The following is a 17,071-nucleotide window of genomic DNA, read 5'->3' as shown; positions in this document are numbered from 1 at the left end:
AAGAATAATTAATGGCTTTCCGGCGTCTCAATCATGCGTTTCAGCCACGGCACCATCAACAGCATCACTACTGCAACGCCCAGCGTAACCAGGCCAATTTTACCAAACACGCTGGTATAGACGGGCAACGTCTCAAGCGGATCGGTAATGTTGTCTGGTACTGCGGTAAATGTTGCCACATAGCCGCCAAGCAAGAACGCGGCAGCTTGCGTCAGGAACCACATCCCGAGAATAAAGCCCATCAAATGCTGCGGCACCAGGGCAGCAATCATCGCCAGGCCAAGGGCACTAATAAACAGTTCACCTAAACTCTGGAATAAGTAAACCAGCACGATAAACCATGGTGATGTCAGCCCTTGTGCATCAGCAAACCACATTCCCGCAGCTGCAGCCGTCAAAAAGCCCAGCGAGCACATAAACATACCGAGAGTAAATTTCATCGGCATCGAGAGGTCTTTGCCTTTGTTACCCAAATGCGTGTAGATACCTGCCAGTATTGGGCTGGCGAGTACCACCCAGAACGGGTTAAGCGCCTGGAAGCTGACCGGGTTGATGGAAAAGCCGAGAATTTCATGATGCACGTTGTTGATGGCAAAGAAGTTCAGCGACGTTGGCATCTGGGCGTAGAGAATGTAAAACACCACCGCTTCGAGCATCAGGACAAAGGCAACAAACATTTTATTGCGCCCGGTTTTATCCAGCTTGAATGCCTGACGAAAGAAGATGATGGTGACGACGATGGAGAGAACAATCAGCACCAGATTGGCGACTTCTACGTTGTGCATCAGCCATGCACAGACGAAGATCATCACCACGCTGCCAAGTAATACGTACAACAGTTTACTGAAGCTCATCGGGCGGAAGTCGGGTTCAGAACCAATGTCTTTCACCATTCCACGACAGGCGATGTAAACCAGTAGCGCGATAATTAACCCCGCACCGCACAGGTTGTAGGTAACAGAATAACCGAATCTATCAGCGATCACGGGGGCCAGCGATAACGCTATCAACGAGCCGATGTTGATCGACATATAGAACAGGGTGAATGCGCCATCAAGCCGCGGATCTTTCGGTGGATAGCACTTCGAAAGCAAGCTGGCAGGGTTAGCTTTAAACAGGCCGTTACCGACAGCGATAGTGCCCAGGGCGATGAAAATCAGGTCAGGCTTAAGTAGCGACATCCCGGTCATGAAGTAGCCAATCGCCAGCACAAGCGCTCCGAGAACAATGGTGCGTTTGGTCCCCAGCAGGTGGTCGCCGACATAGCCGCCAATGGAAATGAGGCCATAGACCAGCGCAGCAAACGCACCAAAAGTGACAAAAGCCTGCTCTTGCGAGAATCCAAGCTGTTTAACGAAGAAAACCGCCAGTACGCCCTGCACGCCGTAGTAGCCGAATCGCTCCCATAACTCGACAAAAAAGATCATGAAAAATGGGCGAGGTTGCTGCAGCATCCCCATGGGTGTTGTTGTATTCATATTTATTAACCTTCCAATACCATCCTGAAAAGTATGAACGCGTAAGGGATAACGCGCGAAAAAGTTTACATCTGTCAGAGATTCTTAATATTGATGCGGTGAATAGATTAATACACTATTACAACAGAAAATAACCAGCTGATCACACTAATGATGGAAAATATGATGGTGTTAAATGTTGTATTGGCTGGGGATTTTGATTGCGTACGCAGATCGTAGGCCAGATAAGGCGTATACGCTGCATCAGGTAACAAGGCGCGCCAAAAAGCAAAACGCCCGCATATGCGGGCGTTCAGGCACACGTCGTGGAGGGAAGATTATTCTTCTTCGTCGCGCAGCGGAACAATCAGCATATCAACGTGAACGGTGTTGATCAGCTGACGTGCGGAAGACATCAGTTTGCTCCAGAAGTCCTGGTGGTGACCACAAACCACCAGATCCATATCGTATTTCTTGATTGCATCGACCAGAACCTGGCCCAGATCGCCGCTGCCGCTCAGGGTTTCAGTGATTGGGTAGCCTGCATTAGTAGAAAGCTCGGTCAGCGCATGATGTGTCTCTTCAGAGATGCGTTTCTGCATATCACCCAGATTCACATCAATAAGCCCGGTGTATAGGTCAGAGTAGTTTACATCTACGTGGATCAGAGAAACTTTCGCATTGTAGGGGCGAGCCATAGAGACTGCTTTCTCTACCAGAACTTTGCTTTCCGGGGAGAGATCGACCGCGATGAGAATGTGTTTATAAGCCATAGTGTTACTCCTTCCATAAAGTTGTCGATGACTGGCCAGCTAGCGTTTCTTGTGCCGTTACGTCACCCGCGTCCTGCGAACTACGTGCGCGGGGCTAACCCAGCCGTAAAGATTCAGTGTTAAGACCATCCTTACCTTATAGCGACCCGGATGATCCGTCAATCCGCCTTGCTTACCCGTTAGATAAACAAATTTTCGGCATGAATATATTGATAGTGGTTAACCTTCTGGAAAAAAAACAACCTGATCTCCTACACTATCTATAGAGCCGCTCGGATGTTGGTCACCACAAAAGCGGTTTCTCCAGGACCTGGTGTTAACTGATTGGCAGCGTATCGGGAGCGGTAGCCCCGGGGTGGAACTCCGCGGGCAGGTCGCCGGGGAGGAGGTATGATAAGCACCGTCGCATTATTTTGGGCTTTATGTGTCGTTTGCATTGTTAACATGGCGCGCTATTTCTCATCACTACGCGCGTTGTTAGTGGTACTGCGTAACTGCGATCCATTGCTCTATCAATATGTTGATGGAGGGGGCTTTTTTACCTCACATGGCCAACCCAACAAACAGGTGCGTCTCGTTTGGTATATCTATGCCCAACGTTATCGCGATCATCACGATGATGAGTTTATTCGCCGCTGTGAGCGGGTGCGTCGGCAGTTTATTCTGACCAGCGCATTGTGTGGTCTGGTGGTGGTCAGTCTGATTGCATTGATGATTTGGCATTAAGCACTTCAGAAAAAATAACGCATAAAAAAAGCGGGCCAGCAAACTGACCCGCTCGAGACTGATTACAAACGCAAAATTGCCTGATGCGCTACGCTTATCAGGCCTACATAATCTCTGCAATCTATTGAATTTGCATGTTTTTGTAGGCTGGATAAGGCGTTCACGCCGCATCCGGCATGAACAAAGCGCACTATGTCAACAATCTGAAGCGGGCCAGCTGACCCGCTCGTTTTGGTGCGTGCGATTACAGGAACTGCAAGGAGAGCCAGTAAAGCCCGCCGGAAAGCAGTACCGCAGCCGGAAGGGTAAACACCCAGGCCATCAGAATACTGGTCACGGTTTTACGCTGTAAGCCGCCGCCATCTACCACCATCGTCCCCGCGACAGAAGAGGAGAGTACGTGGGTAGTGGAAACCGGCATCCCGGTATAACTCGCCAGGCCGATAGACACTGCCGCAGTCATCTGGGCAGACATCCCCTGAGCGTAGGTCATGCCTTTCTTACCGATTTTCTCACCGATAGTCGTTGCCACACGACGCCAGCCAATCATCGTACCGATACCTAACGCCAGCGCGACCGCCATGATGATCCACACCGGCGCATACTCGATGGTGCTAAGCATGTCGGACTTCAGTTTCTTCAACAGGCGCTGATCGTCTGCACTCACGCCAGGCATCTTCACCACTTTGTCGATAGTGTCAGAAACGCACAGCATAATGCGGCGCATCTGGCTACGTTGATCAAGCGACAGCTTGTCGTAGCTTTCCACATCGGTAGTCAACATGCCTTTCAGGCGGTTGAGCGCGTTAATGGTATTCGATGGATGGCAATGGAACTCCGCAGGTTGCGTTGCGCCAGCTTCCGGAGCCGGTACTAACTGATCAGCACCGGTAGCCTGTTTCAGCAGCGCAGGGTGCTGCTCAAAGTAAGCTTCCACGTTGTTGATGGCATCACGGGTACGGGTGATTTCGTAGCCAGTGGCATTCATATTCACCACGAAGCCTGCTGGCGCGACGCCAATCAGTACCAACATAACCAGACCAATGCCTTTCTGACCATCATTTGCGCCGTGAGAAAACGCCACACCGATAGCGGAAAGGATCAGCGCGATACGCGTCCAGAACGGCGGCTTTTTCTTGCCGTCTTTCTTTTCACGCTCCGCTGGGGTCAGGTGGATACGGGCGCGTTTCTTGGTGCCGCTCCAGTAGCGACGCAGCAAGAAAATCAGACCGCCAGCAAACACCAGGCCGACAATAGGGGAAACGATCAGAGAACCGAAAATACTTAATACTTTCGGGATATTGAGTGCATCCACCACTGACGTCCCGGTCATCAACGCATTGGTTAAACCAATCCCGATGATCGCGCCAATCAGCGTATGAGAGCTGGATGCAGGTAAACCAAAGTACCAGGTACCCAGGTTCCAGATAATCGCCGCTAATAACATAGAGAACACCATGGCAAGGCCATGAGACGATCCCATATTAAGCAGCAGATCCGTCGGCAGCATATGCACAATGGCATAGGCAACACTCAGACCACCCAGCAAAACACCCAGAAAGTTGAACACCGCCGCCATAACCACGGCGAGCTGAGAACGCATCGCGCGGGTATAGATAACGGTTGCCACGGCGTTGGCTGTGTCATGGAAACCATTGATGGCTTCGTAGAACAGCACAAAAGCCAGTGCAAGCAATAATAACAGCCCGGTATGCAAATCCAGGCCAGCAAACAAATGTAGCATAGGACGTTACGCCATTTTGAGGACATGAACGCGGCGCATTATCAGTGACTTTCGCGGCGCGGGCAAAGTGAAATATAGACTTTTTTTGATTTGCCTCCTGTATAGATTGCACTCAAAAAATAATTATCTTATATAATTCAGGCAAATACTTCCTTTTAGTAATATTGATGCTGGTGCGACCACTGAGGAATCTTTACAATTCACGCCCGTTTTTTCTTAGAGGAGCGCAACGTGGAAAGGTTTGATGCCATTATTATAGGCGCTGGTGCGGCGGGTATGTTCTGTTCTGCGCTGGCAGGTCAGGCAGGACGCCGGGTTCTGCTGATCGATAATGGTAAAAAACCAGGGCGCAAAATCCTCATGTCTGGCGGTGGGCGCTGCAACTTTACCAACCTTTATGTCGAACCGGGCGCTTATCTGAGCCAGAATCCGCATTTTTGTAAGTCTGCACTCGCGCGTTTTACCCAGTGGGATTTCATTGATCTGGTCAATAAACACGGCATTGCCTGGCACGAGAAAACGTTAGGGCAACTCTTCTGCGATGACTCCGCGCAGCAGATTGTCGACATGCTGGTGGATGAGTGCGAGAAGGGCAATGTGACCTTCAGATTGCGAAGCGAAGTGCTGAGTGTGGCGAAGGATGAAACAGGCTTCACGCTTGAACTGAATGGCATGACCGTCGGTTGCGAAAAGCTGGTCATCGCGACCGGTGGACTGTCAATGCCAGGGCTGGGCGCGTCGCCGTTTGGTTATAAGATTGCCGAACAATTTGGCCTCAACGTGCTGCCGACCCGCGCGGGTCTGGTGCCATTCACTCTGCATAAACCGTTGCTCGAAGAGTTACAGGTGCTGGCAGGCGTGGCGGTGCCTTCCGTGATTACCGCTGAAAACGGCACCGTTTTCCGTGAGAACTTACTCTTCACCCACCGCGGCTTATCTGGACCGGCGGTGTTGCAGATTTCCAGCTACTGGCAACCGGGGGAATTTGTCAGCATCAATCTGCTACCGGATGTAGACCTCGAAACCTTCCTGAATGAGCAGCGTAACGCACATCCGAATCAGAGCCTGAAAAACACACTGGCGGTTCATCTACCGAAGCGGTTGGTTGAACGCTTACAGCAACTTGGGCAAATCCCGGATGTTTCGCTAAAACAGCTCAACGTGCGTGACCAACAGGCACTGATTAGCACATTGACCGACTGGCGCGTACAACCCAACGGCACTGAAGGCTATCGCACTGCCGAAGTGACGCTCGGCGGCGTGGACACCAACGAACTCTCTTCACGGACGATGGAAGCGCGCAAAGTGCCTGGGCTGTACTTTATCGGCGAAGTGATGGACGTTACCGGCTGGCTGGGGGGCTATAACTTCCAGTGGGCGTGGTCGAGTGCGTGGGCTTGTGCGCAGGATTTGATTGCAGCGAAGTCGTCCTGACCTATTACCTAAAGATGAAAATTATTAGAGCCGCATTAAAAATGAGCTAATTTTGATAGTGGCTATCTTGTGATTATTTTCTAATGAGCCCGTGAACTGAACCCCCATGCTTAATATAAGGTGGAGGGAAAGGTGATTGAAAACTCACCCAGTGGGCTGATCTTTATAAAATATGAACAGGTTGAAAAAACAGTAACTTTGCTGTTTTTTATACTTAACCACTATGCATTAATGCTGCGTTATTTCATTCTACCTAAGAAAAACCAGCGTTACGCAAATGGTCAACGCTGGTTTTATCCGGTACGTTGCAATTATTTTTTAGCAGAACCCGCTTCTAATATTGAAACGATTGAGAACAACGTAAAGCATACCGCTCCCAAACCGACCAGAACCCGCGAAGGAATAAAATATCCCATGTCGGTCTGCGCCATTTCCGCAAGAAACGATGCCAGGAAAAGGCAAAACAGGCAGGTGAAGACGGGAATCATCGGAATTCTTTTGGCTAACGAACAGGTACGTCTCCAGACCAGTGCCAGTAGCCAGACTTTTGAGAATATGCTGTAACAGATCATTCCGAGGCAAATGAGAATAATGCCGGGAGCCAGCCGAGCGCTTGCATCGGAACTGACTAAGACGTATATGCCCTGCAGCACTGTGATTGAGCCGAGGAAAATAACCCAATAACACCACAGCCAGTGCTCTTTAGATGAGAACGTATTACGTGTTTGATGGACGATTGTGGCAACAAGGCCAATGAGACAGGCACAGATTGCGGTTAACCCAAGCAATACGTGACCGGCGACATAATGTGGGGTTATGTCGGCACTGCGTAACAGCGTTATCGACCAAATGAAACCGAGCAGGGTGAGTAACACGGGAACGGCAATGAGGCAATTACCGATTAATGAAGAATAAGCCTGTACCGGTGTTCCGTCGCTCTTACTCCCCGCTGCGTTTTTAGGAATGAGCAGAAAGTGACCGGATGACGCTGCCACCGTCGATACACAGGCGGCAATCATACCAACGCCGAAAATCACATGACCGGCGACAAACTCGTCTGCCATCACATCATTGCCTGCTAACAGTGCCCAACCCCATATCATGGTGATAATTGACCCCGCATAGCCAATAATGGGGAACAATGTATTGTAAAACGTATTAACGCCGCGCGTGAGCTGCGAAATGATAATAAATGCGGTAGTGAATAATGCCAGGCATATGGCTGCCAGAGAAATGAGCACATGACCCGCGACGAAATATTCGCTTTGCCCTGAACTTTCCAGCACAAAGCCACCTAACGCGATACAAATCAAGCCCATAATTAAAGGGATTAATTTGAAAAGCCACCCGATATATATGTTCACTTTAAACTCCTCAGGTATCCCTGCTAATATTGAAACGTGCATTAATGATAATTTCAGCCTGTTAATACAATGACGAGATATCATTAAAGACAAATGCATAGCATAACTATAGCGGGGTTTACTTTGCAGAGCGCTACTTTTCAGCGTTCAAAAGGCCATGGTAAATAAATATTTATCCTAAGATTAATTCTTATTCTCTTGTTTTTTTCAATTATCTTCCAGGGAGGGATTCTTTTTCATTATTTGGTAAAAGACCGGATGGTATCGGTTCTTAAAATCATCGAACATATAAGTATTATTGCTTTGTATCATCGTAAATATGTCTTTCAGACATGTGTCATTTATTTTGTTACTAACAAGTCAAAAATATCACGGGTTATTTATGAAAGTATTTCACAATATATTTAAGCACATCTCTTCAAACCATCAAGATAAGTATTCAGATAAAGTTAACAGTCATCAACACCATGGCAAGGTTGATAAAAAACATCGTTCAAAGATAGTTGAAATTGATAATCTGGATAAACATTCTCAAATAGATAACGATTTTGGCCTGCATATCATCTATTTCCTGCAACATGGCTGCTGGAAGGTAACTGAACATAGTCCTCAGATAGAAAAAATATGGTTTTACAACAGTGAGCCATCTATAGATATTCAAGAATATAATAGTTTCGCCGACAATACTACTGACACGTTTATCTTTACAATTATACCAGACAATAACCATGTGATAAAATTATCGTCTCCCATTACCGTTACGATTGAGCGTAAGGACGGTTATTATTTTATTAATTTCTCCGGAGATAAATCAGACATAATTTATAAAGTTAATGGGCTTTCTATCATACCTGAAAATTTCTTTACTCTTCTTAGCGGTAATTTTAAAGCTGACTGGCGTTGGGATGTCTCTAAAGAGACGTTTTCTAAGGATAAGTTTGCTAGCTATGTTAATTCTGTGTTTTCAAAAATAGATTTTTATAAACAGTGTGGTGTAATTAACCCACAAAATCCCAACACGGCTTATTTTGGCGATACAGATGGAAGAGTGGGCGCTGTACTTTATGCATTGCTCGTTTCAGGGCATATAGGCATCAGGGAAAAGGGGTGGAGTTTATTATGTGAATTATTAAAACACGAAGACATGGCTTCATTCGCATATGAAAATAAAAAATTGAAAAAACTCTTTACTTTATTAGATACGAGAGACATGATCTTGAATGAGTTGCATCAACATGTTTTTTTAAAAGGCGATGCGATTACCCCTTGTATCTTTCTTGGGGATCATACAGGCGATAGATTTAGTACTATTTTTGGTGATAAATATATCCTTACTTTGCTAAATTCTATGCGAAATATGGAGGGTAATAAAGATAGTCGTATAAATAAAAATGTCGTCGTTCTGGCTGGAAATCATGAAATCAATTTTAATGGTAACTATAGTGCACGACTAGCAAATCATAAACTCTCTTCCGGTGATACATATAATTTAATTAAAACGCTCGATGTTTGTAATTATGACTCAGAAACGAAAGTTTTAACCAGTCATCACGGAATAATAAGAAATGAAGAAAATGAATGTTATTGTCTAGGTGCTTTGCAGGTTCCATTTAATCAGATGAAAGACCCAATTGATCCTGAGGAATTAGCAAATATATTTAATAAAAAACATAAACAACACATGGATGATCGTCTTATCCATCTAATTAGAAGCAATGCTATAGCATCCACACCTGTATATGACAATTATTTTAATAACACTACTGATTTCAGACCAAAACCTGAAGATATCTTTAAATGTGGAGAGAAACTCAAATGTGAAGACCACAGCAAATACATTAGACAAAAATATGGCCATCATGGGCTCGGGGTAGATCAGAATCAACAATTTGATAATGGTATTATGGGTCTAAATTCCCGGAAGGAAGTACGTGATAAAAATAATAAAATAATTTATTCATCAGGGCTTAGTTGTTTTCAATCTCATTAAAACTCCATGAATACTGTGGTATGTCTTATTAATCCTGAAAGTATTTCATAGGTTTTCTTAATCGATTGTAGAGGTATGTTCTGATAACGCCTCTACAATCTCTAGGGATTTTGTCTACTTTGAGATAAGAAATTTCATATTATGCCTTAAGGCTGAATGATTTGTGCAAAATATAATTGTTTTTCCATCGAACATGAGGTGTATGTCATAAGATTAAATATTAACTACGTATTCCTCGCGGTGAATAGCATGAGGTAAAAAATGAAAATTGGAGCTGTGACCGGTACTCACGACAGTACTATGACAATCCCCGCAAATGACATTATGCAAGATCATGTTACCAACTTCACTAAAGAACTGTTTGGGTATATAGCAAATGGCTTAGGTGATGACATATCAAGTATTGCCAGGACAATGCTCGGTGAAGTTGTGGAAAAAATAGATGACTGGCAAATAGAACGTTTCCAACAATCTTTTCAAGATGACAAGATTTCATTTTCCATACAGACGTATCAATCAGAAAAATATAGTATGCTATCGGGCATGCGTGTGCATATCCTACGCAGGAATAATAGTTATCAGTTTATTGTGACAATTAATGGAAAAAATTACGGTTGCCCTCTTGATAACATAGAAATAAATTGGCGCAGCATTGTTTGTTTTCTTAATGCCATGACAGAAGATGGTAATATGAATGATATTGTAGTTACTGAGTCGTACAAACCCCTCTGGGACTGGAAAACTTCGCAATACAATATATTTGATATTAAATTCGAAACAGTAATAAAGGCCCATTTTTCTAATAGAGTCTATTTCTCAAATTGCTCACCCGTTGATCCCACAAGTACCAGACCGACCTATTTCGGTGATACCGATGGCTCAGTCGGTGCTGTTTTGTATGCGCTTACTGCAACAGGTCATTTGGGTATTATGGCTGAAGGAGAAAATTTCCTTAGTCAGTTGCTTAATATAGAAGATGAAGTTCTCAACGTATTGTTAAAGAATAACTTTAATGAAGAACTAGACACTAATGTCAATACAATTATCAGTATTCTGAACAGAAGGGATATTGTTTTAGAAAGTCTTCAGCCTTATTTGGTTATTAATAAAGGCGCAGTGACGCCATGTACGTTTCTGGGTGACCAAACCGGCGATCGGTTTAGTAATATCTGTGGCGATCAATTTATCATCGATTTGTTAAAACGCATAATGAGTATCAATGAAAATGTTCATGTATTAGCTGGAAATCATGAAACAAATTGCAATGGTAACTATATGCAGAACTTCACGCGCATGAAACCACTTAATGAAGATACCTACGCTGGGATAAAAGATTATCCTGTATGTTTCTATGACCCCAAATATAAAATAATGGCAAATCATCATGGGATAACTTTCGACATACAACGCGAACGTTACATTTTAGGTCCGATAACAGTCTCTAAAGATGAAATGACCAATGTTCTCGATCCGGTCGAATTAGCGGCAATCATTAATAAAAAGCATCATACCATAATTAATGGTAAAAAATTTAAAATTAGCCGGGCCATCTCTTGTCAATCTTTTAATCGTTATTTTTCCATCTCGACAGATTACAGGCCAAAACTTGAAGCACTATTAGCATGCTCACAAATGTTAGGTATAAATCAAGTTGTTGCACATAACGGTAATGGTGGAAGAGAACTCATAGGTGAAATGGGGGCTGTTTTAGGTCTGAACGCCCGTGACAGTAAACATGCCGGAAGAATGTACAGTATGCATAATTGCCAAATTAATCCTGGTGCAGGGCCTGAGGTAACCGCTCCCTGGACGTCTTACCAGCATGAAAAAAAAAGAAATGAACTTATGCCTTTGAGTAGAAGGCGCACGCTGTTACAGCTTTGAACCATAGACAACATGAATATTAATGTTACTATCTGGTTGAGACTGTTGATAAAACGTAAAAAGGAATGCTCTGTTCCTGCAACTGAACAGGCGTGAAACGCTATCCAACAGGATGGATACCGTTTTATCAGCCAGTTTTATAGATCACACTTATGAGTATGCGTGTTTCATTTACGGCCAGGAATGCTGATGATGACAACATTACTACCCGTTTTCACTAAGCCTTCCCCATTGGCGCTCAATGCTCTGCGCGCTGGTCGTATTTGCCGTTTCCTTCTTATCCCGGATGGATGAATCCGCTGAACGTCGTTCGGCGGCAGTTGTAACACGTGTCGTTTGCTTACAGGGATTATGGCGGGTCGATTATGGATAAGAGTAAGCGCCATCTGGCGTGGTGGGTTGTCGGGTTACTGGCGGTGGCTACCGTCGTGGCGTGGTGGCTGTTGCGCCCGGCAGGTGTGCCGGAAGGCTTTGCCGTCAGCAATGGGCGCATTGAAGCGACGGAAGTGGATATCGCCAGCAAAATTGCCGGGCGTATCGATACCATTCTGGTGAAAGAAGGCCAGTTTGTTCGCGAAGGCGAAGTGCTGGCGAAGATGGATACTCGCGTGTTGCAGGAACAGCGACTGGAAGCCATCGCGCAAATCAAAGAGGCACAAAGTGCCGTTGCCGCCGCGCAGGCTTTGCTGGAGCAACGGCAAAGTGAAACTCGTGCCGCGCAGTCACTGGTTAATCAACGCCAGGCCGAACTGGACTCTGTAGCGAAACGTCATACGCGTTCCCGCTCGCTCGCCCAACGTGGGGCTATTTCTGCGCAACAGCTGGACGACGACCGCGCCGCTGCTGAAAGCGCCCGTGCTGCGCTGGAATCGGCAAAAGCCCAGGTTTCGGCTTCTAAAGCGGCTATAGAAGCGGCACGTACCAATATCATTCAGGCGCAAACGCGCGTCGAAGCGGCACAAGCCACTGAGCGGCGCATTGCCGCAGATATCGATGACAGTGAACTGAAAGCCCCGCGTGACGGACGCGTGCAGTATCGGGTTGCTGAACCAGGGGAAGTGCTGGCAGCAGGCGGTCGGGTGCTAAATATGGTCGATCTCAGCGACGTCTATATGACCTTCTTCCTGCCAACCGAACAGGCGGGCACGCTGAAACTGGGCGGCGAAGCCCGACTGATCCTCGATGCCGCGCCAGATCTGCGTATTCCTGCGTCCATCAGCTTTGTCGCCAGCGTCGCCCAGTTCACGCCAAAAACCGTCGAAACCAGCGATGAGCGGCTGAAACTGATGTTCCGCGTCAAAGCGCGTATCCCACCGGAATTACTCCAGCAACATCTGGAATATGTCAAAACCGGATTGCCGGGCGTAGCGTGGGTGCGGGTGAATGAAGAACTTCCGTGGCCTGACGACCTGGTGGTGAGGTTGCCGCAATGACGCATCTGGAACTGGTTCCCGTCCCGCCTGTCGCGCAACTGGCGGGCGTGAGTCAGCATTATGGAAAAACTGTTGCGCTGAACAATATCACTCTCGACATTCCGGCCCGCTGTATGATCGGGCTGATTGGCCCGGACGGCGTCGGGAAGTCTAGTTTGTTGTCACTGATTTCCGGTGCCCGCGTCATTGAGCAGGGCAACGTGATCGTGCTGGGCGGCGATATGCGCGACCCGAGGCATCGCCGTGACGTCTGCCCGCGCATTGCCTGGATGCCGCAGGGACTGGGCAAAAACCTCTACCACACCTTGTCGGTGTATGAAAACGTCGATTTTTTCGCCCGCCTGTTCGGTCACGACAAAGCGGAGCGGGAAGTCCGAATTAATGAGCTGCTGACCAGCACCGGGTTAGCACCGTTTCGCGATCGTCCGGCAGGTAAACTCTCCGGCGGGATGAAGCAAAAGCTGGGGCTGTGCTGTGCTTTAATCCACGACCCGGAATTATTGATTCTTGATGAGCCAACAACGGGGGTTGACCCGCTCTCTCGCGCCCAGTTCTGGGATCTGATCGACAGTATTCGCCAGCGGCAGAGCAATATGAGCGTGCTGGTTGCCACCGCCTATATGGAAGAGGCGGAACGCTTCGACTGGCTGGTAGCGATGAATGCCGGAGAAGTACTGGCGACTGGCAGCGCCGAAGAACTGCGGCAGCAAACGCAAAGCGCCACGCTGGAAGAAGCATTTATAAATCTGTTACCGCAAGCGCAACGCCAGGCGCATCAGGCGGTAGTGATCCCACCGTATCAACCTGAAAACGCAGAGATTGCCATCGAAGCGCGCGATCTGACCATGCGTTTTGGTTCCTTCGTTGCCGTTGATCACGTCAATTTCCGCATTCCACGCGGGGAGATTTTTGGCTTCCTCGGTTCGAACGGCTGCGGTAAATCCACCACCATGAAAATGCTTACCGGACTGCTGCCTGCCAGCGAAGGTGAGGCGTGGCTGTTCGGGCAACCGGTTGATCCAAAAGATATCGATACTCGCCGTCGGGTGGGCTATATGTCGCAGGCGTTTTCGCTCTATAACGAACTCACCGTGCGGCAAAACCTGGAGTTACATGCCCGTTTGTTTCACATTCCGGAAGCGGAAATTCCCGCGCGAGTGGCTGAAATGAGCGAGCGTTTTAAGCTCAACGACGTTGAAGATGTTCTGCCGGAGTCATTGCCGCTCGGCATTCGCCAGCGGCTTTCGCTGGCGGTGGCGGTGATTCATCGCCCGGAGATGTTAATCCTCGATGAGCCTACTTCTGGCGTCGATCCAGTGGCGAGGGATATGTTCTGGCAGTTAATGGTCGATCTTTCGCGCCAGGACAAAGTGACCATTTTCATCTCCACCCACTTTATGAACGAAGCGGAACGCTGCGACCGCATCTCACTAATGCACGCCGGAAAAGTGCTTGCCAGCGGTACACCGCAGGAACTGGTTGAGAAACGCGGAGCCGCCAGTCTGGAAGAGGCATTTATCGCCTATTTGCAGGAAGCGGCAGGGCAGAGCAACGAAGCCGAAGCGCCGCCTGTGGTACATGACACCACCCACGCGCCGCGTCAGGGATTTAGCCTGCGACGTCTGTTTAGCTACAGCCGTCGCGAAGCACTGGAACTGCGCCGCGATCCGGTACGTTCGACGCTGGCGCTGATGGGAACGGTGATCCTGATGCTGATAATGGGTTATGGCATCAGTATGGATGTGGAAAATCTGCGCTTTGCGGTGCTCGACCGCGACCAGACCGTCAGTAGCCAGGCGTGGACGCTCAATCTCTCCGGTTCCCGTTACTTTATCGAGCAGCCGCCGCTCACCAGTTATGACGAGCTTGATCGTCGGATGCGTGCGGGCGATATCACGGTGGCGATTGAGATTCCACCCAATTTCGGGCGCGATATCGCGCGTGGTACGCCTGTGGAACTCGGTGTCTGGATCGACGGTGCGATGCCCAGTCGTGCCGAAACGGTAAAAGGTTACGTGCAGGCCATGCACCAGAGCTGGCTACAGGATGTGGCGAGTCGGCAATCCACGCCCGCGAGCCAAAGCGGGCTGATGAATATTGAGACACGCTATCGCTATAACCCGGACGTAAAAAGCCTGCCAGCGATTGTTCCGGCGGTGATCCCGCTGTTGCTGATGATGATTCCGTCGATGTTAAGCGCCCTTAGCGTGGTACGGGAAAAAGAGTTGGGGTCGATTATCAACCTTTACGTTACCCCCACCACCCGCAGCGAATTTTTGCTTGGCAAACAGCTGCCGTACATCGGGCTGGGTATGCTGAACTTTTTCCTGCTCTGCGGCCTGTCGGTGTTTGTGTTTGGCGTACCGCATAAAGGCAGTTTCCTGACGCTCACCCTGGCGGCGCTGCTGTATATCATCATCGCCACCGGAATGGGGCTGCTGATCTCTACTTTTATGAAAAGCCAGATTGCCGCCATTTTCGGTACGGCGATTATCACGTTGATTCCGGCGACGCAGTTTTCCGGGATGATCGATCCGGTAGCTTCGCTGGAAGGTCCAGGACGTTGGATCGGCGAGGTTTACCCGACCAGTCATTTTCTGACTATCGCCCGCGGGACGTTCTCGAAGGCGCTGGATCTGACGGATTTATGGCAACTTTTTATCCCGTTGCTGATAGCCATTCCACTGGTGATGGGCTTAAGCATCCTGCTGCTGAAAAAACAGGAGGGATGATGCGCCATTTACGCAATATTTTTAATCTGGGTATCAAAGAGTTGCGCAGTCTGCTTGGTGATAAAGCGATGCTGACGCTGATTATTTTCTCGTTTACGGTGTCGGTTTATTCATCAGCGACCGTCACGCCAGGATCGTTGAACCTGGCACCGATCGCTATTGCCGATATGGATCAATCGCAGTTATCGAACCGGATCGTTAACAGCTTCTACCGCCCGTGGTTTTTGCCCCCGGAGATGATCACCTCCGATGAGATGGATGCCGGGCTGGACGCTGGGCGCTATACCTTCGCGATAAATATTCCGCCTAATTTTCAGCGTGATGTCCTCGCAGGACGCCAGCCGGATATTCAGGTGAACGTCGATGCCACGCGCATGAGCCAGGCATTCACTGGCAACGGTTATATCCAGAATATTATCAACGGTGAAGTGAACAGCTTTGTCGCGCGTTACCGTGATAACAGCGAACCGTTGGTATCGCTGGAAACCCGCATGCGCTTTAATCCGAACCTCGATCCCGCATGGTTTGGCGGGGTGATGGCGATCATCAACAACATTACCATGCTGGCGATTGTGTTGACCGGATCGGCGCTGATCCGCGAGCGTGAACACGGCACGGTGGAACACTTACTGGTGATGCCGATAACGCCGTTTGAGATCATGATGGCGAAGGTCTGGTCGATGGGGCTGGTGGTGCTGGTGGTATCGGGATTATCGCTGGTGCTGATGGTAAAAGGCGTGCTGGGCGTACCGATAGAAGGCTCGATCCCGCTGTTTATGCTTGGCGTGGCGCTCAGTCTGTTTGCCACCACGTCAATCGGCATTTTTATGGGGACGATAGCGCGTTCAATGCCGCAACTGGGGCTGCTGGTGATTCTGGTGCTACTGCCGCTGCAAATGCTTTCCGGTGGCTCCACGCCGCGCGAAAGTATGCCGCAGATGGTGCAGGACATTATGCTGACCATGCCGACGACACACTTTGTCAGCCTCGCGCAGGCCATCCTCTACCGGGGTGCCGGATTCGAAATCGTCTGGCCGCAGTTCCTGACGCTAATGGCAATTGGCGGCGCGTTTTTCACCATCGCGCTGCTGCGATTCAGGAAGACGATTGGGACAATGGCGTAATTACGGGCTTAATCTTCCTTCGGCAAGCACTGCAAATGCCCGTGCCGCACGCCGCGCTGGGCGATAACGTCATCGGCAAAATGCTGCACGTCGCCCATGTCACCTTTCAGCACGGCGATTTCCAGACAGTCGTCGTGATTAATGTGCACATGCAGAGTAGCAACCGAGAGATCGTGGTGATGGTGCTGCGTGGAGACAATACGGCTGGCTAAGTCGCGTTTTTCGTGTTCATACACATACGACAGCACCGCGAAACCTTGTGTGCCGTGCTGCTGGGTGGCCTCCTGCGCCAGAGCGCTACGCAAAATATCGCGGATCGCCTCGGAACGGTTGTTATAACCACGACGCTGGCTCAGGCTGTCCAGCGTCTCCAGTAAATCGTCATCAAGGGTGATGGTGACTCGTTGCAT

At 48.5% G+C, this 17,071-nt stretch carries 14 protein-coding genes; 9 read left to right on the top strand and 5 right to left on the bottom strand.

Features of this window, described 5'->3' with window-relative positions; genetic code table 11:
• Nucleotides 1-8: 8 nt before the first annotated feature.
• Nucleotides 9-1,478, bottom strand: coding sequence for a dipeptide/tripeptide permease DtpB (gene dtpB / locus BEB54_RS12920; protein WP_105277426.1), 1,470 nt, complete (start codon nucleotides 1,476-1,478; stop codon nucleotides 9-11).
• 165 nt (nucleotides 1,479-1,643) lie between these two features.
• Here dtpB and BEB54_RS29320 point away from each other — a divergent pair, with 165 nt between their 5' ends.
• Nucleotides 1,644-1,697: a hypothetical protein gene (locus tag BEB54_RS29320; protein ID WP_212591402.1), complete on the top strand. Its 54-nt coding sequence runs from the start codon at nucleotides 1,644-1,646 to the stop codon at nucleotides 1,695-1,697.
• A 98-nt stretch (nucleotides 1,698-1,795) separates the two neighbouring features.
• On the opposite strand, the gene uspA is transcribed toward BEB54_RS29320, so the two are convergent.
• Nucleotides 1,796-2,230 (bottom strand): universal stress protein UspA, encoded by a 435-nt coding sequence (gene uspA, locus BEB54_RS12910; protein WP_000323571.1) that lies wholly within the window; start codon nucleotides 2,228-2,230, stop codon nucleotides 1,796-1,798.
• A 390-nt stretch (nucleotides 2,231-2,620) separates the two neighbouring features.
• On the opposite strand from uspA, the gene uspB reads away from it, so the two are divergent.
• Nucleotides 2,621-2,956 (top strand): universal stress protein UspB, encoded by a 336-nt coding sequence (gene uspB, locus BEB54_RS12905; protein WP_000626187.1) that lies wholly within the window; start codon nucleotides 2,621-2,623, stop codon nucleotides 2,954-2,956.
• Between the two features lie 244 nt (nucleotides 2,957-3,200).
• Here the strand turns inward: uspB and pitA are convergent, their stop codons facing one another.
• On the bottom strand, nucleotides 3,201-4,700 hold the full coding sequence (gene pitA, locus BEB54_RS12900; protein ID WP_000902780.1) for an inorganic phosphate transporter PitA: 1,500 nt from the start codon (nucleotides 4,698-4,700) through the stop codon (nucleotides 3,201-3,203).
• A gap of 231 nt (nucleotides 4,701-4,931) precedes the next feature.
• On the opposite strand from pitA, the gene BEB54_RS12895 reads away from it, so the two are divergent.
• The gene (locus BEB54_RS12895) at nucleotides 4,932-6,134 is read left to right on the top strand and encodes an NAD(P)/FAD-dependent oxidoreductase (protein WP_000439186.1); all 1,203 of its coding nucleotides are present in this window, start codon (nucleotides 4,932-4,934) and stop codon (nucleotides 6,132-6,134) included.
• Nucleotides 6,135-6,445: 311 nt separating this feature from the next.
• Here the strand turns inward: BEB54_RS12895 and BEB54_RS12890 are convergent, their stop codons facing one another.
• Nucleotides 6,446-7,498, bottom strand: coding sequence for a DUF2776 domain-containing protein (locus BEB54_RS12890; protein ID WP_105282208.1), 1,053 nt, complete (start codon nucleotides 7,496-7,498; stop codon nucleotides 6,446-6,448).
• A 382-nt stretch (nucleotides 7,499-7,880) separates the two neighbouring features.
• Between BEB54_RS12890 and BEB54_RS12880 the strand changes: the two genes are divergently transcribed.
• From BEB54_RS12880 to BEB54_RS12860, 6 genes are all read left to right on the top strand, one after another.
• Nucleotides 7,881-9,488 carry a DUF4049 domain-containing protein gene (locus tag BEB54_RS12880; RefSeq protein WP_105277428.1) on the top strand — a complete coding sequence of 536 codons (1,608 nt, stop codon included), beginning with the start codon at nucleotides 7,881-7,883 and terminating at the stop codon, nucleotides 9,486-9,488.
• A 261-nt stretch (nucleotides 9,489-9,749) separates the two neighbouring features.
• Nucleotides 9,750-11,372: a DUF4049 domain-containing protein gene (locus BEB54_RS12875; RefSeq protein WP_105282207.1), complete on the top strand. Its 1,623-nt coding sequence runs from the start codon at nucleotides 9,750-9,752 to the stop codon at nucleotides 11,370-11,372.
• 189 nt (nucleotides 11,373-11,561) lie between these two features.
• Nucleotides 11,562-11,666 carry a protein YhiY gene (gene yhiY / locus BEB54_RS29315; RefSeq protein ID WP_213089463.1) on the top strand — a complete coding sequence of 35 codons (105 nt, stop codon included), beginning with the start codon at nucleotides 11,562-11,564 and terminating at the stop codon, nucleotides 11,664-11,666.
• 71 nt (nucleotides 11,667-11,737) lie between these two features.
• Nucleotides 11,738-12,805 (top strand): HlyD family secretion protein, encoded by a 1,068-nt coding sequence (locus BEB54_RS12870; RefSeq protein ID WP_032303972.1) that lies wholly within the window; start codon nucleotides 11,738-11,740, stop codon nucleotides 12,803-12,805.
• Entirely contained in the window at nucleotides 12,802-15,537 is a 2,736-nt protein-coding gene (gene rbbA, locus BEB54_RS12865) for a ribosome-associated ATPase/putative transporter RbbA (RefSeq protein ID WP_105277430.1), read from the top strand. Before BEB54_RS12870 ends, rbbA begins: the two co-directional genes overlap by 4 nt.
• Nucleotides 15,537-16,661: an ABC transporter permease gene (locus tag BEB54_RS12860; protein ID WP_105277431.1), complete on the top strand. Its 1,125-nt coding sequence runs from the start codon at nucleotides 15,537-15,539 to the stop codon at nucleotides 16,659-16,661. Before rbbA ends, BEB54_RS12860 begins: the two co-directional genes overlap by 1 nt.
• 8 nt (nucleotides 16,662-16,669) lie before the next feature.
• On the opposite strand, the gene nikR is transcribed toward BEB54_RS12860, so the two are convergent.
• Nucleotides 16,670-17,071, bottom strand: coding sequence for a nickel-responsive transcriptional regulator NikR (gene nikR / locus BEB54_RS12855; RefSeq protein ID WP_001190062.1), 402 nt, complete (start codon nucleotides 17,069-17,071; stop codon nucleotides 16,670-16,672).

The organism is Escherichia sp. MOD1-EC6021 (assembly GCF_002965245.1).
GTDB classification, from domain to species: Bacteria; Pseudomonadota; Gammaproteobacteria; order Enterobacterales; family Enterobacteriaceae; genus Escherichia; species Escherichia coli_F.
Note: the sequence above shows the minus strand (reverse complement) of the source record. Positions and strands in the feature narration are given on the sequence as shown.

What these genes read in the sequence shown, in the direction of transcription:
- dtpB (WP_105277426.1), bottom strand. Translation starts at nt 1,478, where the DNA reads ATGAATACAACAACACCCATGGGGATGCTGCAGCAACCTCGCCCATTT.
- uspA (WP_000323571.1), bottom strand. Translation starts at nt 2,230, where the DNA reads ATGGCTTATAAACACATTCTCATCGCGGTCGATCTCTCCCCGGAAAGC.
- uspB (WP_000626187.1), top strand. Translation starts at nt 2,621, where the DNA reads ATGATAAGCACCGTCGCATTATTTTGGGCTTTATGTGTCGTTTGCATT.
- pitA (WP_000902780.1), bottom strand. Translation starts at nt 4,700, where the DNA reads ATGCTACATTTGTTTGCTGGCCTGGATTTGCATACCGGGCTGTTATTA.
- BEB54_RS12880 (WP_105277428.1), top strand. Translation starts at nt 7,881, where the DNA reads ATGAAAGTATTTCACAATATATTTAAGCACATCTCTTCAAACCATCAA.
- BEB54_RS12875 (WP_105282207.1), top strand. Translation starts at nt 9,750, where the DNA reads ATGAAAATTGGAGCTGTGACCGGTACTCACGACAGTACTATGACAATC.
- yhiY (WP_213089463.1), top strand. Translation starts at nt 11,562, where the DNA reads ATGATGACAACATTACTACCCGTTTTCACTAAGCCTTCCCCATTGGCG.
- BEB54_RS12870 (WP_032303972.1), top strand. Translation starts at nt 11,738, where the DNA reads ATGGATAAGAGTAAGCGCCATCTGGCGTGGTGGGTTGTCGGGTTACTG.
- rbbA (WP_105277430.1), top strand. Translation starts at nt 12,802, where the DNA reads ATGACGCATCTGGAACTGGTTCCCGTCCCGCCTGTCGCGCAACTGGCG.
- BEB54_RS12860 (WP_105277431.1), top strand. Translation starts at nt 15,537, where the DNA reads ATGCGCCATTTACGCAATATTTTTAATCTGGGTATCAAAGAGTTGCGC.
- nikR (WP_001190062.1), bottom strand. Translation starts at nt 17,071, where the DNA reads ATGCAACGAGTCACCATCACCCTTGATGACGATTTACTGGAGACGCTG.